General features: G+C 65.9%; 19 protein-coding genes. 12 read left to right on the plus strand and 7 right to left on the minus strand.

The genetic code is table 11. From position 1 onward, the window contains the following. Positions 1-35 precede the first annotated feature (35 nt). Positions 36-491, minus strand: coding sequence for a YybH family protein (locus tag B2R83_RS06195; protein ID WP_292039250.1), 456 nt, complete (start codon positions 489-491; stop codon positions 36-38). A 154-nt stretch (positions 492-645) separates the two neighbouring features. Between B2R83_RS06195 and B2R83_RS06200 the strand changes: the two genes are divergently transcribed. Genes B2R83_RS06200 through B2R83_RS06210 form a run of 3 tightly spaced genes read left to right on the plus strand, consistent with a single transcriptional unit; the run spans position 646 to position 2,099 of the window. After that, on the plus strand, positions 646-1,083 hold the full coding sequence (locus B2R83_RS06200) for an antitoxin Xre/MbcA/ParS toxin-binding domain-containing protein (RefSeq protein ID WP_292039252.1): 438 nt from the start codon (positions 646-648) through the stop codon (positions 1,081-1,083). Positions 1,084-1,085: 2 nt separating this feature from the next. After that, the gene (locus tag B2R83_RS06205) at positions 1,086-1,766 is read left to right on the plus strand and encodes an RES family NAD+ phosphorylase (RefSeq protein WP_414674364.1); all 681 of its coding nucleotides are present in this window, start codon (positions 1,086-1,088) and stop codon (positions 1,764-1,766) included. Between the two features lie 12 nt (positions 1,767-1,778). Further along, complete coding sequence (locus B2R83_RS06210) at positions 1,779-2,099, plus strand: DUF2288 domain-containing protein (RefSeq protein WP_209586815.1); 321 nt, start codon at positions 1,779-1,781, stop codon at positions 2,097-2,099. Between the two features lie 106 nt (positions 2,100-2,205). On the opposite strand, the gene B2R83_RS06215 is transcribed toward B2R83_RS06210, so the two are convergent. After that, complete coding sequence (locus B2R83_RS06215) at positions 2,206-2,595, minus strand: tetratricopeptide repeat protein (RefSeq protein ID WP_209586816.1); 390 nt, start codon at positions 2,593-2,595, stop codon at positions 2,206-2,208. Beyond that, positions 2,592-4,658: a bifunctional 2',3'-cyclic-nucleotide 2'-phosphodiesterase/3'-nucleotidase gene (locus B2R83_RS06220; RefSeq protein ID WP_414674365.1), complete on the minus strand. Its 2,067-nt coding sequence runs from the start codon at positions 4,656-4,658 to the stop codon at positions 2,592-2,594. The genes B2R83_RS06215 and B2R83_RS06220 overlap by 4 nt, the downstream gene beginning before the upstream one ends. A 110-nt stretch (positions 4,659-4,768) precedes the next feature. Here B2R83_RS06220 and prfB point away from each other — a divergent pair. The 3 genes from prfB (at position 4,769) to lysS (ending at position 8,103) form a co-directional block, all read left to right on the plus strand. Continuing rightward, positions 4,769-5,873, plus strand: a protein-coding gene (prfB, locus tag B2R83_RS06225) for a peptide chain release factor 2 (protein ID WP_292039260.1) whose coding sequence is annotated in 2 segments (ribosomal slippage) — positions 4,769-4,849 and positions 4,851-5,873 — 1,104 coding nt in all. Because the reading frame shifts where the segments join, the coding sequence is not laid out codon by codon here. A gap of 3 nt (positions 5,874-5,876) precedes the next feature. Continuing rightward, a complete protein-coding gene (locus B2R83_RS06230) occupies positions 5,877-6,539 on the plus strand; it encodes an HAD family hydrolase (protein WP_292039262.1) in 663 nt (220 codons plus the stop codon). Positions 6,540-6,567: 28 nt separating this feature from the next. Continuing rightward, the gene (gene lysS / locus B2R83_RS06235; RefSeq protein WP_209586820.1) at positions 6,568-8,103 is read left to right on the plus strand and encodes a lysine--tRNA ligase; all 1,536 of its coding nucleotides are present in this window, start codon (positions 6,568-6,570) and stop codon (positions 8,101-8,103) included. 71 nt (positions 8,104-8,174) lie between these two features. Here the strand turns inward: lysS and ppnN are convergent, their stop codons facing one another. Next, entirely contained in the window at positions 8,175-9,545 is a 1,371-nt protein-coding gene (gene ppnN / locus B2R83_RS06240) for a nucleotide 5'-monophosphate nucleosidase PpnN (protein ID WP_027867403.1), read from the minus strand. Positions 9,546-9,800: 255 nt separating this feature from the next. On the opposite strand from ppnN, the gene B2R83_RS06245 reads away from it, so the two are divergent. Further along, entirely contained in the window at positions 9,801-11,303 is a 1,503-nt protein-coding gene (locus B2R83_RS06245) for a peptide MFS transporter (protein ID WP_292039267.1), read from the plus strand. 66 nt (positions 11,304-11,369) lie between these two features. Here B2R83_RS06245 and B2R83_RS06250 read toward each other — a convergent pair whose 3' ends face one another. Further along, a complete protein-coding gene (locus B2R83_RS06250) occupies positions 11,370-12,269 on the minus strand; it encodes a LysR substrate-binding domain-containing protein (RefSeq protein WP_292039268.1) in 900 nt (299 codons plus the stop codon). A 105-nt stretch (positions 12,270-12,374) separates the two neighbouring features. Between B2R83_RS06250 and B2R83_RS06255 the strand changes: the two genes are divergently transcribed. After that, positions 12,375-13,295 (plus strand): NAD-dependent epimerase/dehydratase family protein, encoded by a 921-nt coding sequence (locus tag B2R83_RS06255; protein WP_292039270.1) that lies wholly within the window; start codon positions 12,375-12,377, stop codon positions 13,293-13,295. 48 nt (positions 13,296-13,343) lie between these two features. Here the strand turns inward: B2R83_RS06255 and B2R83_RS06260 are convergent, their stop codons facing one another. Then, positions 13,344-15,623: an OPT family oligopeptide transporter gene (locus tag B2R83_RS06260; protein ID WP_292039273.1), complete on the minus strand. Its 2,280-nt coding sequence runs from the start codon at positions 15,621-15,623 to the stop codon at positions 13,344-13,346. A 211-nt stretch (positions 15,624-15,834) separates the two neighbouring features. Here B2R83_RS06260 and B2R83_RS06265 point away from each other — a divergent pair, with 211 nt between their 5' ends. Continuing rightward, a complete protein-coding gene (locus B2R83_RS06265; RefSeq protein WP_292039275.1) occupies positions 15,835-18,189 on the plus strand; it encodes a penicillin-binding protein 1A in 2,355 nt (784 codons plus the stop codon). 9 nt (positions 18,190-18,198) lie between these two features. On the opposite strand, the gene B2R83_RS06270 is transcribed toward B2R83_RS06265, so the two are convergent. Beyond that, a complete protein-coding gene (locus tag B2R83_RS06270) occupies positions 18,199-19,449 on the minus strand; it encodes an AMP-binding enzyme (protein ID WP_292039278.1) in 1,251 nt (416 codons plus the stop codon). 198 nt (positions 19,450-19,647) lie between these two features. Between B2R83_RS06270 and B2R83_RS06275 the strand changes: the two genes are divergently transcribed. From B2R83_RS06275 to B2R83_RS06285, 3 genes are read left to right on the plus strand one after another with little or no spacing between them, the layout of a single operon-like run. Continuing rightward, positions 19,648-20,037, plus strand: coding sequence for a PAS domain-containing protein (locus tag B2R83_RS06275; protein ID WP_292039279.1), 390 nt, complete (start codon positions 19,648-19,650; stop codon positions 20,035-20,037). 25 nt (positions 20,038-20,062) lie between these two features. Further along, positions 20,063-21,409: a GGDEF domain-containing protein gene (locus tag B2R83_RS06280; RefSeq protein ID WP_292039281.1), complete on the plus strand. Its 1,347-nt coding sequence runs from the start codon at positions 20,063-20,065 to the stop codon at positions 21,407-21,409. Next, positions 21,402-23,162: a putative bifunctional diguanylate cyclase/phosphodiesterase gene (locus tag B2R83_RS06285; RefSeq protein WP_292039283.1), complete on the plus strand. Its 1,761-nt coding sequence runs from the start codon at positions 21,402-21,404 to the stop codon at positions 23,160-23,162. The genes B2R83_RS06280 and B2R83_RS06285 overlap by 8 nt, the downstream gene beginning before the upstream one ends. The last annotated feature ends 72 nt before the right edge of the window (positions 23,163-23,234 follow it).

Raw genomic sequence — 23,234 nt, forward strand, 5'->3', positions numbered from 1 at the left:
GAGTTCGTGTTCGAATGTCAGACCTGACCCCGGTGTTATTTTTTAGGTGGCGGCCCGAAATCCGACCCGCGGTCGAACACCACTTCCCACTGCCCCGGCGCCCTCAGGCGCCAGATCGAATTGAAGCGCCCGATGCGCTGCCCGGCCGCGTTGTAGATCGGCCCGCCGCTATAGGCCAGCGTGCCGGACGCCACCACTTCCACCTCTTCCGGCTCCCAGGAGAACGGGGCCTGCGGCTTGTCGTAGTACTGGCGCCAGCCCCTGGCGATCGCCGCCTTGCCGCGCAGCGGCCCCTCGGCGCTGAAAAAGATCGCCTCGTCCGCGATAAAGCGCTTGAAGGCGTCGAAATCCCGCGCTTTCATGGTGGCCGCGAATCCGCGTTCCGCTTCCATGACCTGCCGCTTCAGATCATGATTCGAATCGCGGGCATTACCGGCGGCGGCAGCCAGCATCAGGCATGCAGCAAGAAGAGAAAGCGAACGCAGGCGCATCTGGGGTTGTCTCCTGATCTGTGTACGGGCTTTTATTAAGCTTTTTTCTATACAGCAAGATCAATAATTCTGTCAGGGTCGCGCAAAGCTTACAACCAGCAGTTGCAATCGGTCCGAAATTGGAGTATAAATAGTCCAATTACGGAGGATTACGATGAGCCTAGCCTATTCCTACCCGAAAAGCCGTTTCGAACCGGCAATCCTGGTCGACCTGAATTCACGGGCCGAACGCGAGCGCCTGTCGCGCTCGGCGTTGATGGGCTTCTTCAAGCTGGCAGCGAGCTGGCAGGTGCGCGACGACGATGCGCGCGAGCTGCTCGGCGGTCTGTCCTCGTCCTCCTATTACGACTGGAAGAAGAATCCGGACCGAGTGCTGGAGGTCGACCGCATCACGCGCATCTCCTACCTGCTCGGCATCTACAAGGCCCTGCACATCCTGTACGGCGACAAGCTCGCCGACGAATGGGTCCACCTGCCCAATTCCAACCCGGTGTTCGCCGGCCGTAGCCCGCTGGCCTACATGCTGGCCGGCGGCCTGATCGCCATGCAGACGGTGCGCAAGCTGCTGGACGCACGCCGCGGAGGTCTTTGACCTTGCCGCTGCACAAAATCACCCAGCTGCGCCAGTACGACACCTGCCGCCTGATTCCGTCCCGTTTCGCCGACGTCGAGGATTCCGTGCTGGCGCCGCTGGCCGAGAACGACGAGGTCCTGCGCGACCTGTTCGACCTCGACAACGCCACCAACGAGCGCCTGCGCGGCGAGTCCGGCCTGCTGCCGGGCATCGGGATGGACGAACTGGTGTTCGGGGTGCCGAATTTCCGCATCATCAATGCGGCCTTCACTTACGCCCGCCCGGAAGGCAGCCGCTTCAACGACGGCGAGCGCGGCGCCTGGTATTGCGCCTTCGCGGCCGAGACGGCGCTCAGCGAAGTCATCTTCCACAAGACGGTCGAGTATGCCGAGATCGATCGTTTCGACGACAGCCTCAGCTACCAGATGCTGCTGGCCGACTTCAGCGCCGGCTTCCACGACCTGCGCGGCATCGATGCGTATCAAGCCTGCCTGGATCCGGACAGCTATATCGCCTCGCAGGCCTTGGCCGCCGAGCTGATGGCGCAGGATTCCATGGGCATCATCTACCCGAGCGTGCGTCATCCGGGCGGCACCAACCTCGCCTGCTTTCGCCCCGCACTGGTGGGCAATGTGCGCAAGGCGCAGACCTATCGGTTAACATGGGCGGGCTCGCCGCAACCGGCGGTCGAGATCACCTAGTTTTGAATGCGTATGAAGACCAATCCCGAAAAAGACACTGAACTGCACGACAAGATCAACCGCGAAACCGGCCGCGTCAAATGGAGCGAGCTGGAACGCCATTTTGCCAGCGGCTCGGTGATCTACGTGAGCGAGGAACTGGACCTGATCGACGTGGCCCTGCGCATCGCGCACGACGACAAGGACAGCGTGGGCAAATGGATGGCGGCGGGGACGGTGGCCAAGGTCAGCGACCTGCAGGCGCAGACCTGGACCGCGGCGGATGCGACGCTGTGGGCCTCGGTAGTGAGTCCGTTCGTGCTGGTGCAGCCGGAGAAGAAGCAGCTGCATTGAGTTACTGCCTGAGCAGCTGAACTTGGGTCCCGGCCTGCGCCGGGACGACGTAGCAAACATTGCTGGCCTCAAGGCCGTCGTACGCCCCGCTGGCGACCGCGTCGAGCTAGCGCTTCCCCTCGGCGCGGTGCGTGAGCGCATGCGCCGCCCGTCGGAAATACTGCCCCGCCTTCTCCGGATCCTTCTCCATCATCCCGAGCTGCTGCCACGCCTCCGGATAATCCAGTTGCGTGGCCTCATGCAGCCAGCGCCGCGCGGCCGCCTCGTCCTTCGGCACGCCATCCCCTTCGAGCAGCATGTTCGCCAGCAGGAACATCGCTTCCGGCATCCCGCGTGCGGCCGCCACGCCCAGCCAGTGCGCGGCCAGCGCCGCATCGCCGCCGTCGCGGTACATCATCCCGCGCCGCAGGGCGATATCGGCCTCGTCTCCATGCTGGGCGGCGGCCGGCTGGACAAGCATCAATGCGGCCAGGACCGCGAGGACGAGACGCTTCATTTCGACAGGTCGATCGCGTACAGCGCCATGCCCTTGCCGCGGCCGTCATCGTCCGCGATCTGGGTCACGTTGTGCAGGCCGGCCTCGCGGGCCAGGTGGAGCATGCCCGGCGCCGACGAGAACACCACGCGCCCGGCCGTCTTCACGGGCGTGAAGCGCCAGCTGCGCGCCGCTGCATGGGCGTCGCGCGTCAGTTTCTTCGCCGCGCGCACGTAGGCGATCAGAAGGTCGCGGTTGTTGTCGGGCGAGGCGATCACGGTCTTGCTGCCGTCCAGGCCCGGGAAATGGCCACCGCCGCTGGCGCGGTAGTTGTTGGTCGCGACCAGGAACTCCTGCTCCGCCGCCACCGGCTTGCCGCGCCAGGCCAGGTTGCGGATGCGCTCGCCCGGGGCGCGGGTCACGTCGATCTCGTAGGTGACGTCCGGCGAGGTCAGGGTATCGAAGTTATAGCTCGGCACAGCCAGGTTGACCAGCACCTGCGGCTCGAGTTTCGCCGGGTCGATGGTATGGAAGCGCTGCGCCGCTTTTTCCAGCCAGGCCTTGAGCCCCGCGCCGTTCACCTTCACCGCGTACAGCGAATTCGGGTACAGGTAGAGGTCGGCGGCATTGTTCAGGGCCAGGTCGCCGGCCTTGACGTCGGTGTAGTCGGCCGGGCCGGCGACGCCGCTCTTGAAGGGCGCCGTCACCGACAGCACCGGCAGGTCCTTGTACTGCGGCAGGCTGGCGGCCACGTACTTCAGCACGTACTCGGTCTGCGCCTGGTTGACGACCTGCAGGGCCGAGATGTCGCCCACGTCGGCGAAATAGCTCGACATGCGGAAGGCGGTCGCGCCGACCGGCGTCTGCACGTAGCGGATGGTCGCTTCGTGCTCCTCCTTCACCAGGGCCATGACGGCCGGGTCGGCGTCGACGTAGCTCTTGGCGCCCAGCTGCGCGGCGCGCGCCTCGACCCGCGTCTTGTCCTTGTCGACGATCCAGCGCTTGCCGTCGTGCTTCAGGTGCAGGCCGATCACGCCCAGGTGCTTGCCCCACAGGTTGGCCATCACGGTCGGCACGCCGTGCACCAGGCCCCTGGCCTTGTCCACGCCCGGCAGGTTGAACTGCGGTACGGTGCTGTCGGCGCTGGGGAACAGCTGGTGCGAGTGGCCCAGCAGCATGGCGTCGATGCCTTCCACCTTGGCCAGGTGCCAGTTGGCGTTCTCCATGGTCGGGCTGTATGGGCTGGCATCCAGGCCGCCATGCGAGATCGCGATGACCAGGTCGGCGCCCTTCCTGCGCATCTCGGGCACGTACTTCTGCGCGGCCTCGAGCACGCCGGTGGTGAGCACGCGGCCCTCGAGCCAGCGGCGGTCCCATTCCATGATGGTCGGCGGGGTGAAGCTGATGATGCCGACCCGCACGATCGCCTTGACCGGCTTGCCCCTGGCGTCCAGCGCACTGACTTCCTTGTCGACGATCGCGTAGGGGCTGAACAGCGGCTGCTCCGTCTTGGCGCTGTAGACGTTCGCCAGCACCATCGGGAAGGCCGGGCCGGCGCACCGCTTGGGCTGGTCGACGCCGTCCACCTGGAAGCGGTTGCCAGTCACCTGGCTCAGAAAAGCCAGGCCATAGTTGAATTCGTGGTTGCCCACCCCCGCGCCGTCATACTTCAGCGCGTTCATGATCTTGTAGATGCCCAGGGTTTCGTCGCAGCGCAGCGGCTTGACTTGCGCCTGGTAGTCGGCCAGCGCCGTGCCCTGGATGGTGTCCCCATTGTCGAGCAGGAAGGTGTTCGGGAATTCCTTGCGCGCCTGGTGGATCAGCGTGGCGGTGCGGTCGAGGCCGTGCGAGGGCTCGGGCGCCAGCTTGTAGTAGTCGTAGCCGACCAGGTTCGAATGCAGGTCGGTCGTCTCCAGCACGGCCAGCAGGGCGGTGGTGCCGGCGGCGGGCGCCCTGGCTGCGGCGGCTGCAAGCACGGGAAGGCTGAGGAGCGCCGGGGCGAGCGCGATGCAAATTTGGTAACGCAAGTGGATGGCCATGGGGTGTGCGGTGAACAGAACCGGGGGATGATATGCCAGCACCATGCTCGGTAGCAAGCAAGGCCAATCGTGCCCGCCGGCCTGGAGCCGTCCTGGGGTATAATCGAAGGTTCGATTCAACGCCAGTTTAACCCCCTTAGAAGACTACCAAGACCATGGAAGCTGAACGCATCAACGCCATCTCCGCCCTGCTGAACGACCTGACCAGCCGTGAAGCCGAACTTCGGAGGTATCTTTGACTTCGATCGCAAGTCAGAGAAACTAGAACAGGTCAACCAGGAACTCGAAGACCCGTCCGTCTGGAATGACCAGAAGCGGGCCCAGGACCTCGGCAAGGAAAAGAAGGCGCTGGAAGGCGTCGTGCTGACGCTCGAGAAGGCGCGCAACGACCTTACCGACGCTGCCGACCTGTTCGAGATGGCAAAGGAAGAAGGCGACCACGGCACCCTGGAATCGATCGGCGGCGACGCCGAAGCCATCCAGAAGATCATCGAGTCGATGGAATTCCGCCGCATGTTCAGCAACCCGATGGACCACGCCAACTGCTTCATCGACATCCAGGCCGGCGCGGGCGGCACCGAAGCCCAGGACTGGGCCTCGATGCTGCTGCGCCAGTACCTGCGCTACTGCGAACGCAAGGGCTTCAAGGCCGAGATCCTGGAACAGTCCGAGGGTGAAGTCGCGGGCATCAAGACCGCCACCATCAAGGTCGACGGCGAATACGCCTATGGCCACCTGCGCACCGAGACCGGCGTGCACCGCCTGGTGCGCAAGTCGCCGTTCGACTCGGCCAACGGCCGCCATACCTCGTTCACCTCGCTGTTCGTGTACCCGGAAGTCGACGACTCGATCGAAATCGAGATCAACCCGGCCGACGTGCGCATCGACACCTACCGCGCATCCGGCGCGGGTGGCCAGCACATCAACAAGACCGACTCTGCGGTGCGCCTGACGCACGCCCCGTCGGGCATCGTGGTGCAGTGCCAGAACGACCGTTCGCAGCACCGCAACAAGGCCGAAGCCTGGGACATGCTGCGCGCCAAGCTGTACGAACTCGAACTGCGCAACCGCATGAGCGAGCAGCAGAAGCTGGAAGACTCCAAGACCGACGTCGGCTGGGGCCACCAGATCCGCTCCTACGTGCTGGACCAGTCGCGCATCAAGGACCTGCGTACCGGTTTTGAAACCGGCAACACCAAGAACGTGCTGGACGGCGACCTGGACGACTTCATCTCCGCTTCGCTCAAGCAAGGCGTGTAATCGATGAGCATGACGCAACGCGCCTTCGTGTTCGATATGGACGGAACCATCGTCGACAACATGGCCTTCCACACCGACTCGTGGCTGCGCTTCTTCGAGCTGCGCGGCCAGACCCTCGATGCGGATGAATTCTTCCGTGCGACGGCCGGCCGCCAGGGCCGCGAAATCATGCGCAGCTATCTGGGCGAGCACCTGACGGACGATGAACTCGCCCTGCTCGACCACGAGAAGGAATCGCTCTACCGCGAACTGTACGCGCCGCACCTCAAGGCGGTCGCCGGCTTCGATGCACTGGTCGATCAGGCGAAAGCGAACGGCGTGAAGCTGGCCGTCGGCACTGCGGCCCCGCCGGCCAACGTCGAGTTCACCCTCGACGGCCTGGATTTGCGCAAGCATTTCGATGCGATCGTCGGCGCCACCGACGTCGCGCGCGGCAAGCCGCATCCGGACGTGTTCCTGAAAGCGTCCGAGCTGTGCGGCGTGGCGCCCGAGCACTGCATCGTGTTCGAAGACGCGCCGCTGGGCGTGGAAGCGGCGCGCCGCGCGGGCATGCGCTGCATCGTCCTGACGACCACCCTGCCCGCCTCCAGCTTCGCCGGCTTCGACAACGTCATCGCCATCGTGCGCGACTTCACCGAACTGAAGGCCGAACTGCTGTTCGCCTAAACACCTAATAAGAACTGCCTATCCAATCATGACTACGGAAAACCAAGACCAGTCGCCTGTCGTGGCGCACGACGAAAACAAGATCATCGCCGAGCGCCGCGCCAAGCTGGCCGCGCTGCGCCAGCAGGGCAATCCCTTCCCGAACGACTTCGTCCCGCAGGACAAGGCCGCCGACCTGGTCGAGACCTATAATGGCAAGACCCGCGAAGAGCTGGAAGCCGAGCCGGTGAACGTGGTGCTGGCCGGCCGCATGATGCTGCGCCGCGAAGCCGGCAAGAAGGCCGCGTTCGCAACCCTGCAGGACAGCTCGGGCCCGTCGGCCAGCGGCCGCATCCAGATCTACATCACGGTGGATTCCGCCGGCGAAGAGGCGATGGAAGCCCTGCGCAGCTACGACCTGGGCGACATCCTGGGCGTGGAAGGCACCTTGTTCAAGACCAAGGTCGAGGAGCTGACCATCAAGGTCACCAAGCTGCGCCTGATCTCCAAGGCCCTGCGCCCGCTGCCGGACAAGTTCCACGGCCTGGCCGACCAGGAGACCAAGTACCGCCAGCGCTACGTCGACCTGATCATGAACGAGGAGACGCGCCGCACCTTCAAGGCGCGTACCGCCGCCATGTCGTCGATGCGCCGTTTCATGGAAAAGAACGGCTTCATGGAAGTCGAAACCCCGATGCTGCACCCGATCCCGGGCGGCGCGGCGGCCAAGCCCTTCATCACCCACCACAACGCGCTCGACATGGAAATGTACCTGCGCATCGCGCCGGAACTCTACCTGAAGCGCCTGGTGGTGGGCGGCTTCGACCGCGTTTTCGAGATCAACCGCAACTTCCGCAACGAGGGCGTATCGGTCCGTCACAACCCGGAATTCACGATGATGGAATTCTATGCGGCCTACACCGACTACAAGTGGATCATGGACTTCACCGAGCAGGTGATCCGCCAGGCCGCGATCGATTCGAACGGCAGCGCCGTGCTGACCTATGGCGGCCGCGAGCTGGACCTGTCCAAGCCCTTCCAGCGCCTGACCATCGTGGAAGCGATCGACAAGTACGCACCCGGCTATACCCAGGAGCAGCTGAACTCGATGGACTTCCTGAAGCAGGAACTCTTGAAGTTCGGCGTCAAGCCTTTCGCCACCTCCGGCCTGGGCGCGCTGCAGCTGGCGCTGTTCGAAGAGACCGCCGAAGCCCTGCTGTGGGAACCGACCTTCATCATCGACTATCCCGTAGAAGTGTCGCCGCTGGCACGCGCCTCGGACAGCCGTGAAGGCATCACCGAGCGCTTCGAGCTGTTCATGGTGGGCCGCGAGATCGCCAACGGCTTCTCGGAGCTGAACGATCCGGAAGACCAGGCCGCGCGCTTCCTGTCGCAGGTGGCCGCCAAGGATGCGGGCGACGACGAAGCGATGTTCTACGACGCCGACTACATCCGCGCGCTGGAATACGGCATGCCGCCGGCCGGCGGCTGCGGCATCGGCATCGACCGCCTGATGATGCTGATCACCGACTCGCCGAACATCCGCGACGTGCTGCTGTTCCCGCACCTGCGCAAGGAAGACTGAGCGCTTGATCGGCGCGTCAAAAAAGGCGGCCTGCGCAAGCAGGGCCGCCTTTTTTTATCAATGTACGCAGCTTACTGGACGATGGTGTAGCAAGGCGTATACGCCTTGCCCGGCAGTTTCATCCGGCTATGCTCCACGAACGATGCCAGCAGCGCATCCATCGGCTCCATGATCGCGCTCTCGCCCTGGATCTCGTACTTGCCGTGCTGCTCGATCGCGCGGATGCCCTCTTCCTTCACGTTGCCGGCAACGATGCCCGAAAACGCCCGGCGCAGGTTCGCCGCCAGCAGGTGCGATTCCTGGGCGCGGTGCAGCTTCAGGTTGCGCATGTTCTCGTGGGTCGGGCGGAACGGCTTCTGGAATTCCGGATCGATCTTGAGGCGCCAGTTGAAGTAATACGCGTCGCTGTGCGCCTTGCGGAATTCGCGCACCTTCTGGATGCCCGCGTACATTTCTTTCGCCACTGCCTCGGGATCGTCGATGATGATCTTGTAGCGCTTTTGCGCCGCTTCGCCGAGCGTCAGGCCGATGAAATGGTCGATCTGCTCGAAATACGCGCCGGCCGTCGCCGGGCCAGTAAAGATCAGCGGGAACGGCACTTCCGCGTTTTCCGGATGCAGCAAGATACCCAGAATATATAGAATTTCCTCGGCCGTGCCGGCGCCGCCCGGGAATACGATGATGCCGTGACCGGTGCGCACGAAAGCCTCGAGGCGCTTCTCGATGTCCGGCATGATGACCAGGTCGCTGACGATCGGGTTCGGCGATTCGGCCGCGATGATGCCCGGCTCGGAAATGCCCAGGTAACGCCCGCTGCGGATGCGCTGTTTCGAGTGGCCGATGGCGGCGCCCTTCATCGGGCCCTTCATGGCTCCCGGACCGCAGCCGGTGCAGATATCCAGCTCGCGCAGGCCGAGCGCATAGCCGACCTCTTTCGTATAGGTGTACTCGACGCGGTTGATCGAGTGCCCGCCCCAGCACACCACCAGGTTCGGACTGCGCTGCGGCTGCAGCACATTGGCATTGCGCAGGATGTGGAATACCGCGTCGGTAATGCCTTCCGGGCGGTTCAGGTCGAATTTGGGGTTGGAGGTGATATCGAAATGGACGTAGACGATATCGCGCAGCACCGAAAACAGGTGCTCGTGGATACCGCGAATCATCTTGCCGTCGACAAAGGCGTGCGCGGGCGCACTGCGGATGTCGAGCTTGATGCCGCGCTCGCGCTGGAGAATGCTGATCTCGAAATCGCGGTAGCGTTCGAGCAGCTCCTTGCCGTCGTCGATCGAGCTGCCGGTATTGAGTACGGCCAGTGCGCATTTTCTGAATATGTCATACAAACCGCTCTTGCTGGTGTCGAGCAGCTTGGCGACTTCGGCTTTCGACAGGACTTCGAGGCGGCCTTCCGGAGAGATGAGAACATCGACAACATCTTGGGTCATGGTTTTGTTTTCCCTTTCATCGGTAATACGGATTGGCCTGTTTGCCAATATACGCCAAAGTGCAACACTTTGCGCCCCGATTGAGGGCATTCCATGACGTCGCGCGCACTGCGGGGGAGCGTGTTTACCACAAGCCGAAAAAGTTCGCTTGCGATGAGGGATTTACACTAAAATGCGTGCCTACTGGAATTTCCGGCAACCAGATATTCCACCAAAAAAATCGTCGTTACATATAACTATTTCGGGAGGAACCGCATGAGCGGTGCAGCTACTTCAGCCAAGGGACCGATCCCAGAATTCAAGCAGATCATGGGCCATCCAGCTCCGTTGTGGATGCTCTTCATGACCGAATTCTGGGAACGTTTCGCGTTCTACGGCATTCGTTGGGCCCTGGTGCTCTATATCGTCGCCCAGTTCTACGACGGCAACGCCGTCGGCCAGGCCGACGCCAACCTCACCTACGGTTCCTACCTCGCGCTGGTGTACGCAGGCGCCGTGTTCGGCGGCTACATCGCCGACCGCGTGATCGGCTACCAGCGTTCGATCCTGGTCGGCGCCATCTTCATGGCGGCCGGCCTGTTCATGATCGCCGTCCCGAACCCGGACGTCTTCAAGCTCGGCCTGGCCACCATCATCGTCGGCAACGGCATGTTCAAGCCGAACATCTCGGCCATGGTCGGCCAGCTGTACTCGCTGAACGACACCCGCCGCGATTCGGGCTTCACCATCTTCTACATGGGCATCAACGCCGGCGCTTTCCTCTCGCCGATCCTGACCCAGCAACTGGCCCAGAACGTCTTCAACACCGGCGACACCCCGGCCTACAAGATCGTCTTCATCGCCTCCGGCATCGGCATGCTGATCTCGCTGTTCTGGTTCTACATGGGCCGCAAGCAGCTCAAGGGCATCGGCGCGCCTACCGGCGAGCTGGCCAGCCCGAAGCGCCTGATCGCCGTGGTGCTTGGCTCGATCGTGGTGATCCCGGGCGTGTACCTGCTGCTGCAGGCCGGCGCCGAGAACCTGCAGATCGTGCTGTCGGTGCTGTTCATCGCACTGGCCCTGATGCTGATCGTCGAAGGCGTCCGCGAAGGCAAGGTCTCGCGCGACAAGACCATCGCCATGATGATCATCTTCTTCTTCAACATCCTGTTCTGGTGCTTCTTCGAGCAGGCCGGCAGCTCGTTCACCTTCCTGGCCGACCAGATCGTGAACCGCGACTTCGGCGGCTGGATCTTCCCGGTGGCCTGGTTCCAGTCGGTGAACTCGGTGGCCATCATCGTGTGCGCACCGATCATCGCCGCGATCTGGGTCGCGATGGGCAAGCGCAACGTGAACCCGTCGATCCCGCGCAAATTCGGCCTGGGCATCATCTTCAATGCGCTGGCCTTCGGCCTGCTGATGTACGCGCTGACCCAGCTGATCGACGACCAGGGCAAGATCCCGTTCTGGACCCTGTTCATGGTCTACGCGATCCAGTCGATCGGTGAGCTGTGCCTGTCGCCGATCGGCCTGTCGATGGTGACCAAGCTGGCCCCGACCCGCCTGGTGGGCCTGGGCATGGGCGGCTGGTTCCTGTCGACCGGTATCGGCAACAACCTGTCGGGCATCTTCGCCTCGCACGTCTCGGGCGAGACCGGCATGTCGGTGGCCTCGGCACTGGACGGCTACACCTTCGGCTTCTGGATCCTGCTGGGCGGCGGCGTGCTGCTGTTCCTGCTGGCCCCGCTCATCCAGAAACTGATGCACGGCGTGAAGTAAGCCTCGATACGCAGAACGTGAGAACGGCAGCCCGCGGGCTGCCGTTTTTCGTTGGCGGCGCGCTTCTCAGCGCCGGTCCAGCGTCGCCTCCATCTCGCGCATCTCCGCCACCATCCACTCCCGGAAGCGCTGCACCTTGAGCATGTGCTCCTTGTGCGGATTGACCAGGAAGCGGTAGCCGCTCTCGAAGCGTGCGCTCCTGCAGGGAATCTGGCGCAGCGCACCGGACTGGATGTCCTCGAAGGCGATCCCGTAGGGCACCAGCGCCACGCCCTGCCCTGCCACCGCCGCCTGCACCAGCACGCCCCAGTGCGTGTACACGCGCGAGAAATCGTACTTGCCCTTGAGCGCCCGGTTCTCGTTGAGCAGCTGCAGCCAGGCCTCGGGCGATTGCACCACCAGGAGGTGGTGCTGCGGCAGGTCGGCAAGCAGCAAGGCGTCCTGGCCGGGCGCCAGCAGTTCGGGGCTATAGACCGGCACCAGGCGCTCGCGGAACAGCACCGACGGATCGCCCTCGACCACCGGCCCGTAGCGGATCGCCACGTCGGTGCTGTCGGCCTGCAGGTCCACCGGGGCGTCGTTCGAGTCGATCCGGATGTCGAGTTCCGGATACTGCTTGGTGAAGCGGTGCATGCGCGGCACCAGCCACTTGATCGCGAACGAGTGCGTGGTCGAGATCCGCAGCACCGCCTCCTCGTCGCCGCGCTGCAGCGCCGCCACCTTGGCGCGCAGGTCGGCCAGCATGCGCCCGGTGGCAATCGCCAGCTCCTGCCCCTTCTCGGTCAGCGCGATGTGGCGCGGATGCCGCACGAACAGGGGAAATCCGATGTTTTCCTCGAGCTGCTTGACCTGCAGGCTGACCGCCGCCGGGGTCTTGTGCAGTTCGCGCGCAGCCAGCTTGAAGCTGCCCCAGCGCGCCGCGGCGTCGAAGTCGATCAGGCCGGACAGGCTGCGCAAGGGCTTCATGCCGCCTCCGTGCATAAGTTTTTCTTATTCAATGTCAGTACTTTTTCTCGTTTGATGGTTTTTGCTGCTTTGCAGAAAATATACGCGATCCTACAAGGAAAAGTCATGCCAAAGAATATATTGGTGATCGGCGGTACCCGTTATTTCGGCAAACTCCTGGTGCAGCGCCTGCTGCGCCTGGGGCACAGCGTGACCATTGCCACCCGCGGCTATGCGCCGGACCCCTTCGGCGAACGGATCACCCGCATCCGCGTCGACCGCCGCAACGAACATGCGATGCGCAACGCGTTCCGCGACCTGTCCTTCGACATCGTCTTCGACCAGATGTGCTATTCGCCGCTGGACGCCGCCATCTCGGTGCGCGTCTTCGCGGGCAAGGTGGGGCGCTACGTCATGACCTCGACCATCGACGCCTACCGCGAACTGGCGCCACGCGATGCGGCCTTCCTGGAAAGCGACCTGCCCGTGCTGGCGCAGCGCATCGACACCGCCTATCCCTGGCACGACCCGGCGCGCGCGATCGAATGCTACGTTTCGGGCAAGATCCAGGCCGAAGCCTACCTGGAGCGCGACGGCAGCCTGCCGCTCGCGACCGTGCGCCTGGCCCACGTGCTCGGCGGCCCCGAGGATTTCACCGGCCGGCTGGCCCACTACGTCGACCTGGTGCGCCTGCGCGCCACCCTGCCTTACGCGAACGCGGCCGCCAAGGTCTCGTTCATGGAAGCCCAGGAAGCGGCCGACTTCCTGCTGTGGACCGGCATGCAGGACTTCCGCGGCCCGGTCAACGCCGCCTGCGACGGGGCGCTCTCGAGCTTCGACCTGCATGCGCGCGTGGCCGCGGTGTTAGATGAGACGCCGCGCGCCGCGCAGGTGGCAGCGGCAGCGCCGGGCGTGCTGTCGCCCTTCGATTTCGCCACGCCTGTGGCGCTCGACACCTCGCGTGCCAAGGCGCTTGGCTACCGCTTCGGCCATACCAAGGATTGGCTCGATGACGTGATCCGCCACCACGACCTGGCCTTCGTCTAAGTAGAGCCCGCAAACAAAACGGCCCGGAGCGATCCGGGCCTTTGTCGTTTACTTCTTCGCTTTTTCCCGCGCCACCCAGTACAGCAGCGCGATGATCAAGCCGTACGGAATCAGGGTCAGCAGGTTGGCGTTCGGTCCCGCGAAGAACGGGTTCGAGGCTTCCGCCCACTTCGCCATGCTGCTGTCGAAGTCGGTCAGCACGCCGGCCGTGATGGCGATGATGATGCCGGCCAGCGCGCCGCCCGCGATGTAGCCCGAAGCCAGCAGCGTGCCCGAGCTGCGGTCGCCCGCGGCCTGGCGTTCTTCCGCGTTCAGCTTTTCGTACTGCGGCAGCCGGTTGTTGCGGCGGTCCGCCAGCCAGCGCACCATGCCGCCCACCGCGATCGGCAGGGTCGAGATCAGCGGCAGGTAGACGCCCACCGAGAAGGCCAGCGCGTGCACGCCGGCCATCTCGAGCACCACCGAGATCATCACGCCGAACAGCACCAGCGTCCATGGCAGCTCCTGGTCGAGGATGCCCTTGATGATGTAGGACATCAGGACCGCCTTGGGCGCGTCGTACTTCTTTACCTCGGTGCCGTCCGGACGGACCTTGTGGGTGCCGTTGATGCCCGGGTCGACCAGGTAGGCCAGGCTGCCGTCGGCGGCCACCAGGTACTTGCCGGCCGGGCCGCCCGCGGTGTCCGTCTTCTGCCAGACCTTGTAGGTGTTGGCGTCGCCGGCGGCCTGCGGCCCGTGCAACTGCGCGGTTTCGGTCAGCTTCGAGGCATCCACCTTCAGGCCGGGCGCCACCTGGGCCGCCGGCACGTACACGGTGCCCGCCTCGTTCAGCTTGAGCAGGATCGGTCCCAGGATCAGGGCCGAGGCCAGGGCGCCGCAAAGGATGGCGTACTGCTGCATGCGCGGGGTCGAGCCGACCAGGAAGCCGGTCTTCAGGTCTTGCGAGGTGGTGCCGGCATTGCTCGCGGCGATGCAGACGATGGCGCCGACCGACAGCGCGGTGACGTAGTACTGGCCGCCGGTCCAGCCCATCACCAGGAAGATCAGGCAGGTGAACAGCAAGGTGGCCACCGCCATGCCCGAGATCGGGTTCGAGGACGAGCCGACTTCGCCGGTCAGGCGCGAGGACACGGTGGCGAACAGGAAGCCGAACACCAGGATCAGGAGCGCGCCAAGCAGGTTCATGTGCAGCGGGGTGGCCACGGTGATGATGGCGATGATCGCCAGGCAGCCGATCAGGACCCACTTCAGCGGAATGTCCTGCTCGGTGCGCAGCGCCTTGTCGGCCGCCGCGCCCGCGGCCCGGCTCTTGCTCATGCCCGACAAGCCGCCCGTCAGGCCGTTCCAGATGGCCGGCATCGAGCGCACCAGGGCGATCAGGCCGCCGGCCGCCACCGCGCCGGCGCCGATGTACAGCACGTAGGCGTTGCGAATGTCGTCCGGGCCCATGTCGCGGATCAGGGTGGTGGCCGGCGCCAGCGGCACCGTGAGCAGCTCGCCGAAGAAGGCGATCATCGGGATCAGGAGCAGATAGGACAGCACGCCGCCGGCCGCCATCGTGAGCGCGATGCGCGGGCCGATGATGTAGCCCACGCCGAGCAGCTCGGGCGAGACTTCGGCGCCCGCCGAGCCGCCCTTGAGCGGGTTGCCGAATTCGAAGTTGACGTAGTCGCGCCAGCCCTTGAAGGACACGCTCAGGGTCTTGTACGCCAGGCCGACGCCGAAGCCGCCGAAGATCAGCATGGCGCGGCGCTTGGCCTCAAGCGCGGCATCGGAACCGTCTTCGCGCGCCTCGCCCGCCGCGGCGCGCGAGGTCTCGGTGGCCGCGGCCTTGAGCACCTCGGCGCAGGCCGTGCCTTCCGGGTACTTCAGTTCGCGGTGGGCGTCGACGATCATGGTGCGGCGCATCGGGATCATCATCAGGATGCCCAGCAGGCCGCCCAGCACGCCGACCAGCATCACGCGCGAGATCTCCAGGTCGAAACCGAGGATCATGATCGCCGGCATGGTCACGCCCAGGCCGAAGGCGAGCGATTCGCCCGCCGAGCCGGCGGTCTGCGTGATGCTGTTCTCGAGGATGGTCGATTCGCGCGCGCCGAACTTCTTCGCCGTGTGGAACAGGGTGATGGCGATGACCGCTACGGGAATAGAGGCGCTCACGGTCAGGCCGACCTTCAGCACCAAGTAGAGGGAGGACGCTCCGAAGATCATGCCCAGCACCGTGCCCATGATCAGGGCGCGCAGTGTGAACTCGGGCAGGTTCGCGCTGGCCGGGATATAAGGCTTGAAGCCGGCCGCACTCGTTTTGGAAGGTGAATCGTAAGGCATGGATGTCCTCTGGTATGCATGCTTGGGTAAAACAGAAGGCGTGACTATCGCATATGCCGAAATGGAATGAAAGCGGTTTGAAGGGTTAGAATGCCCGGGATACAATGCACCGCAATGCTCCGTAATTACGAGCGTTCTTCGAGAGTAGTCAGTGACCAAGCCTGTTACCCCGCCGTCCCAGTCGCCCGCCAGGCGTCCCCGCCGTCTCCGGATGTTCCTGTTCTTTGTCCTCGCCGCCCTGGTCGGACTGGCGGCCGCCCTTGCCATCTATGCCATGACGGTGGTCCTGCCGAACGTGCCGAAGATCGATTCGGTGCTCGATTACCAGCCCAAGATCCCGCTGCGCGTGTACACGCTCGACAAGCACCTGATCGGCGAGTTCGGCGTCGAGCGGCGCGACTTCGTCACCATCGACAAGATCCCGACCCGCATGAAGCAGGCGCTGCTCGCCATCGAGGACGCGCACTTCTATCAGCACCAGGGCATCGACTGGCGCGGCGCCATGCGCGCGGTGTACACCAACCTGCGCGGCGGCTTCGGCTCCGGCGGCGCCTCGACCATCACGATGCAGGTGGCGCGCAACTTCTTCCTCTCCAAGGAGAAGGTCCTGTCGCGCAAGATCACCGAGGTCGCGCTGGCCTACCGCATCGAGGACGCGCTCACCAAGGACCAGATCCTCCAGCTGTACATGAACCAGATTTTCCTGGGCAACCGTTCCTACGGCTTTTCCAGCGCGGCGCGCAGCTACTTCGGCAAGACGCTCGACGAGCTGACCCTGGCCGAAACCGCGATGCTGGCCGGCCTGCCGCAGAACCCTTCGCGCCACAACCCGATCGCCAACCCGAAGCGCGCGCAGCAGCGCCAGCACGCGGTGCTGGAGCGCCTGCTCAAGCTCGGCCAGATCAGCGAGCCCGAATACCGGCAGGCCCTGGCCGAGCCGCTGCGCATCCGCCGCGGCGGCCAGGTCTTCGACACCAAGGCCGACTACGTCGCCGAACTGGCGCGCCAGGCCGTCTTCGCCCAGCTCGGCGAGGGCGCCTACGAGCGCGGCATCGTGGTGACCACCACCATCCTCAAGGCCGAGCAGGACGCGGCCTACGAGTCGGTGCGCCGCAACGTGCTCGACTACGACCAGCGCCACGGCTACCGCGGGCCCGAGGCGCGAGTCGACCTGCCGCAGGACCCGCTCGAGCGCGAGGAAGCGGTCATCGAGGCCCTGCAGAAGCGCCTGCCTAGCGACGGCCTGCTGCCGGCGGTGGTGCTGGCGGCTTCGCCCCAGGCGGTGCGCGTCGAGCTGCTCAGCGGCGAGGAAGTGACGATCGAAGGCGCTGGCCTGAAGTTCGCGGCGCGCGGCCTGGCGGCGAATGCCAAGGAAGCCTTGCGCATCACGCCGGGCGCCGTGGTGCGCGTCAGCCAGCGCAAGGAAAAAGGCAAGGAAAGCTGGGCCATCACCCAGGTGCCGCAGGTGGCGGCCGCCTTTGTCGCCATCGATGCCGACACCGGCGCCTACCACGCGCTGGTGGGCGGCTTCGACTACAACCTGCAGAAGTTCAACCACGTGACCCAGGCCTGGCGCCAGCCGGGTTCGGCGATCAAGCCCTTCGTGTACGCGGCGGCGCTGGACAAGGGCTATTCGCCGGGCACCCGCATCCTCGACGAGCCGCTCGACATGCCGGGCGAGAACGCCGGCGAGACCTGGTCGCCGCAGAACGACGACGGCGTGTTCGACGGCCCGATCACGATGCGCCACTCGCTGGCCCATTCGAAGAACGTGACCACCGTGCGCCTGCAGCGCGCGCTCGGCACCGACTACACCCACGATTTCCTGGGCCGCTTCGGCTTCGACCTGCCCAAGCACCCGAAGAACCTGACGCTGGCGCTGGGCACCGGGGCGGTGACGCCGCTGCAGATGGCCGGCGCCTATGCGGTGTTCGCCAACGGCGGATACCGCGTCAAGCCCTACCTGATCGCCGAGATCCGCGACGGCAACGGCAACATCCTGCAGGAGAACAAGCCGGCCGCGCGCCAGGACAGCGACCGCGTGCTCGACCAGCGCAATGCCTTCGTCCTGAATTCCATGCTGCGCGACGTCACCCGCTACGGCACCGGGGCCGCTTCGGTCAAGCAGCTGGGACGCACGGACATTGCCGGCAAGACCGGCACCACCAGCGACGCCATCGACGGCTGGTTCGCCGGCTACGGCGGCAAGGTGGTGGCGGTGGCCTGGATGGGCTACGACGAACCGCGCTCGCTGGGCGGGCGCGAATTCGGCGCCACCCTGGCGCTGCCGATCTGGATCGACTACATGCGCGTGGCCCTGGCCAAGGTCCCGCCGCAGGAGGAACAGCTGGAGCCGGAAGGCGTGGTGCGCGAGGATGACGACTGGATATTCGAGGAATTCGTCGAACGGCCGGACTTGCGCGCGATCGACATCGACCCGGGGCTCGACAATCCGCCGGTGGAAGTGGATCCGGTCACGGGCGAGCCGCTCACGCCGCCGCCCCCGGCGACGCCACAGCCACCGCCGCCGCCTCCCCCACCGCCGGCCCCATCCACGATATTCTGATGCCTGGCCTCATGCGCCGGCGTCGATGATCCAGTCCGACAGCTTGCCGCTGGCCTGGCGCGGCAGCGCGGCCCCGAACGAATATGCGGCGGGACGTTCCGGCGTCGACAGGCGCTCGGCCATCCACGCGCTCAGTTCCGTGCGCAGCGTCGACGCTTCCGGGCTGCCTTCCAGCGGCGCACCCGCGCGCGGCACCACGAAGGCCTTCAGGCGCCGGCCTTCGTCGGGCCGCATGGCGCGCACGCTCGCATCTGCTACCTGCGGGTGCATGCGCAGCACGTCGGCCACGTAGCCGGGGAACACGTTGACGCCGCCGACCTGCACCGCATGGTCGATCCGTCCCATCGGCCGGAACCGGCCCGGCGCGCTCCAGGCCAGCCGGTCCTGCAAGGCGAAGGACCGACGGCTGCCGTCCGCGCCGCAGCGTTCGAGCTGCGTCCCATCCTCGCCAACCTCCCAGTACGGGAACAGGTGGTAATCCTCATCCGGGCTGTCGCGCCAACCGACACCGGCCGTCTCGGAACTGCCGTAGACCTGCACCAGACGGGCCAGGCCGGCGTCCATGGCGGCGCGCGCCACCTCGTCCGGGCACGGCGCGGTCGAGCTGACGCCCGTCACGCCCGCCGGCAGCGTCCCGGCCACCGGCGCGAAGGCGCGCCAGAAATCGGGAAAGCCCACCACCAGGTCTCCGGGCGCCAGCTGCCGGGCCACCGCGCCGGGCGAGGCGCCGCGCAGGTCGACGGTCGCGGCGGGATCGAGGCCGAGTGCGCGCGGCAGCAGGACCGTGAACAGGAAGCCGTAGATATGGTGGGACGGTACCAGCGCGACGATCCGGCGCGTGCCGGGGAACAGCGCGGCCAGCGCGCCGGTTTCCTGCCACAGGCTGGCTAGCAGATGGGAACAGGGCTTGGGCGCGCCCGAGCTGCCGGAAGTGCGGAAATTGATCACCCCGCTGCCATGGTCCAGTCCGGATGCCGCCGCATCGCACCAGGCGCCAAGCCGGGGGTTGGCCAGCACCCGCTCTTCGCCGATGCAGCCGATTCCCAGCACCTGCTCCATGGCGGTGGCCAGGCCCAGCAGTTCAAGCGAATCGGCGCCGAGGTCGGCCATCAAGTCCAGCTCCGGCGGCCAGGGCGGCGGGCGGCGCACAATGCCGGGCCGCATCAAGGTCAGTTCGCCGGCCAGCAGGTCGGACAGGACGCGCAGCAGGCTTGGCCCGTGGGTCCACCAACGGGGTTCGAAATCGGTATTGACAGTCATGGCTTGGCGGATACGTGGCGAGCCGTCGATGGTGCCGACAGCCCGGAACCCTGTCAACCCTGCCGAAATTCCGAGCAAAAGTGTGATTCGACAACGCAAACTGTCAAAACCCGGTCGCGCACAATTGACAGAGGGGGTGGCGGCATGTCAACATCAATTTCCTCAAATCAACGAACGCGCCCGACCGCCACTTACGCCATGAACGTACCCACTCTGTCGTTTTCGACCGCCGACCTGGCGTCCCAACTCGACAGCTGCTCCTCGGAACAGCTCGACCAGCTCGACTTCGGCGTGATCGGCTTCGACGCCGACACCAATGTCCAGCGCTACAACGCCTTCGAATCGCAGGCCGCCGGCCTGTCGCCGCAGCGCGTGGTCGGCCAGCCGCTGTTCACCAACGTCGCCCCCTGCCTGAACAACTTCATGGTGGCCCAGCGCTTCGAGGACGCCATGGAGGACGGCAGCGCGCTGGACGCCACCCTCGACTACGTCCTGACGCTGCGCATGCGTCCGGTCAAGGTGGCGCTGCGCCTGCTGGCCAGCCCAGCCAGCGGCAACCGCTACGTGCTGGTCCAGCGCCAGCGCTGAGCCGCCACACGAACGAGGCGCACGCGTGGACGACATCGACGAGCTGCGGGCCGAGCATGAGGCCCTGATCCAGTTCCTGTACCTGGCCCCGGTGGGCCTGGTGCAGGCCGACATCGACGGCGCGATCGTCATGATGAATCCGATCTCGGCCCAGCTCCTGATGCCGCTCTCGCGTGACGGCGGCCTGGACAACCTGTTCACGGCGCTGGAAAGCGTCGCGCCCGAGCTGCGCCACCTGTGCAGCACCTACGGCAGGCACGCGGGCAAGATCTGCGACGGCCTGCACGTGCACCTGAACGCCGGCGGCGCCAAGAAGATCCCGCAGATCCTCGCGATCACCCTGCTCAAGCTCGACGCCCAGCGCATCATGGCGGTGATCGACGATGTCACCCTGCAGGTGCGGCGCGAGCGCCAGCTGCGCCAGAACGACGCCTGGCTCAACGCGATCCTGACCGGCATCACCGACTACGCCCTGGTCGGCCTCGACGCGAACGGCCGCATCACCGAATGGAACCCCAGCATCGGCCGTGTCACCGGCTTCGGCCAGGAGGCGGTGGGCCAGCCCTATTCGATCTTCTACCCGCTCGATGCGATGACCCCGGAGCGCCTGCTCGACCGCCTGCGCGACGCCGAACGCGACGGCTGGAGCCTCGACGAAGGCAAGCGCGTGCGCGCCGACGGCAGCGGCTTCTGGGGCAGCCTTCTCATCGCGCCGCTGCCCGAGCGTGAGCCGCCCTGCGGCCTGGAGGCGGACGGCCCGGCCTATTGCCTGATCCTGCGCGACATCACCGACAAGCGCGAGGCCAGCGAACGGCGCCGGCGCGAAACCTTCGGCGACTACCTCACCGGGCTGGCGAACCGCCGCGCCTTTTTTGAAGCGGCCGAGCAGGAGCTGACCCGCAGCCTGACGGTGCCGCGTCCAACCTCCGTGATCGCGATCGACGCTGACCATTTCAAGGGCATCAACGACCGCTACGGCCATCCGGGCGGCGACGCCGTGCTCCAGCACCTGGCCGCGATCCTGGGCGAGACCTTCCGCGAGGTCGACGTGGTCGCGCGCATCGGCGGCGAGGAGTTCGCGGTGCTGCTGCCGTCCACCGACCTGCCGCGAGCGGCGGTGGTGGCCGAGCGCCTGCGTGCGGCCGTGGCCTCGCAAGTCGTCCACTTTGATGGACATCGCATCCAGTATACTGTCAGCGCGGGCGTGGCCAGCCTGGCCGACGGCGAAGGCGGCATCGACCTGCTGCTCAAGCGCGCCGACCAGGCCCTGTACGCGGCCAAGCGCCAGGGGCGCAACCGCGTCGAACGCTGGCGCACCGAGATGGCCTCCAGCCCGGCCCACCAATCCGAAGGAGATCGCAAGCATGCATGACCCGAGCGACGCCTACGAAGCCCTGGTGCAGTTCCTGTACCGTGCGCCGATCGGGCTGGCCCAGATCGCGCCGGACGGCACGGTCGAGATGCTCAATCCCATGGCATCGAGCCTCTTGATGCCGATCGCGCGCGATACCGGCCTGGACAACCTGTACAGCGTGCTGGCGCCGATCGCGCCCCAGCTGCCTGCCCTGGCAGCGGGATTCGGCGATTCCTCCGGCGTGATCTGCGAAGGCATGCGCGCGCCGCTGCCGCTCGAATTGACCTCGGGCAGCCCGCAAGTGCTGGCGATCAGCCTGATGAAGCTCGACACCGAGCGGCTGATGGCGGTGGTGACCGACGTCACGGCCGAAGTGCAGCGCGAGCAGGACACCCTGGTGCGCCGGCTGCGCAACGCCGCCCGTACCGATGCGCTCACGCGCATGCCGAACCGCGAAGCGGTGCGCGAGCAGCTGCAGCACCTGGTTGAGCGGCCCCTGTCAGCGGGCGAGTTTGCCGTGTTGTTCATGAACTGCGACCGCTTCCGCCAGATCAACGACACCCTCGGCCAGGCGGCCGGCGACGAGCTGCTGGTGCAGATCGCCGACCGCATCCGCGGCGCGCTGCGCCCGCCGAGCGACCGCATCGACATCGGCAGCGTGACCGGCCAGCTGGCCGCGCGCGTGGGCGGCGACGAGTTCGTGGTGGTACTGGACGGGATGCGCTCGCGCGAGGATGCCGAGCGCGTCGCCGGCCGCATTCTCGATGCCCTGGCCCTTCCCTACCGGGTGCAGGGTCATGAAGTCGTGTGCGGCACCAGCCTGGGCCTGGCCTGGGGCGCCGAATCGGTCCACTGCGGCGCGCGCGACGCCGACGACGTGCTGCGCGACGCGGGCATCGCGATGGTCGAGGCCAAACGCGCCGGCGGCGCCCGCCACCTGGTGTTCGACGCCTCGATGCGCGAACGCGCCGAGCGCCGCGCCGGCATCGAGGCCGAGCTGCGCCAGGCCCTGGCCGAGGAACAGCTGTTCGTCGTCTACCAGCCGGTGGTCGGCCTGCTGCCTGACGGCGGCACCGACCATGCGGCCGGGGTCGAGGCGCTGGTGCGCTGGCGCCATCCCGAGCGCGGCATCGTGCCGCCGATCGAATTCATCACCGTCGCCGAAGAGTGCGGCCTGATCGGCGCGGTCGGCGACTTCGTGCTGGAACGCTCGTGCCGCGATTTCATGGACTGGCAGGCACGCCTGGGCCAGGGTGCGCCGCGGCGGATCGCAGTCAACCTGTCGCGCGCCCAGCTCGGGCAGCCGGGCTGGATCGACAGCGTGCGCCGCGTGCTGAAGGTCACCGGCATCGCGCCCGAGCAGCTCCAGCTCGAGGTCACCGAAAGCCTGGCGGCGCAGGACCAGGGCATCCAGCAGCGCCTGCACGAACTGAAGGCGCTGGGCATCCAGCTGGCCCTCGACGACTTCGGCACCGGCTACTCGTCGCTGTCCAGCCTGCACCTGCTGCCGGTGGATACGGTCAAGATCGACCGCTCCTTCGTGAGCCAGGCCGACACCAGCCACCATCACCGGGTGCTGATCGAAGCGACCGTCAAGGTGGCCCAGAGCCTGGGCATGAAGACCGTGGCCGAAGGCATCGAGACCCAGTCCCAGGCCGACGTCGTGCGCGCCCAGTGCTGCGCCAAGGGCCAAGGTTACTTCTACAGCCGGCCGCTGCCCTCGGACGACCTGCTGGCATGGCTGGCCGGTCACCAGGCAATTGCTGCCTGAACAGTATCGTACGGCGCGAACTTCGCGCCACGCAGTACGTACGCCCGCTCCTACACCGACTGAAGTTTTGTT

Origin of the sequence: Massilia sp. UBA6681 (genome assembly GCF_002454935.1) — a bacterium.
In the GTDB taxonomy this organism is placed as follows: domain Bacteria; phylum Pseudomonadota; class Gammaproteobacteria; order Burkholderiales; family Burkholderiaceae_D; genus Telluria; species Telluria varians.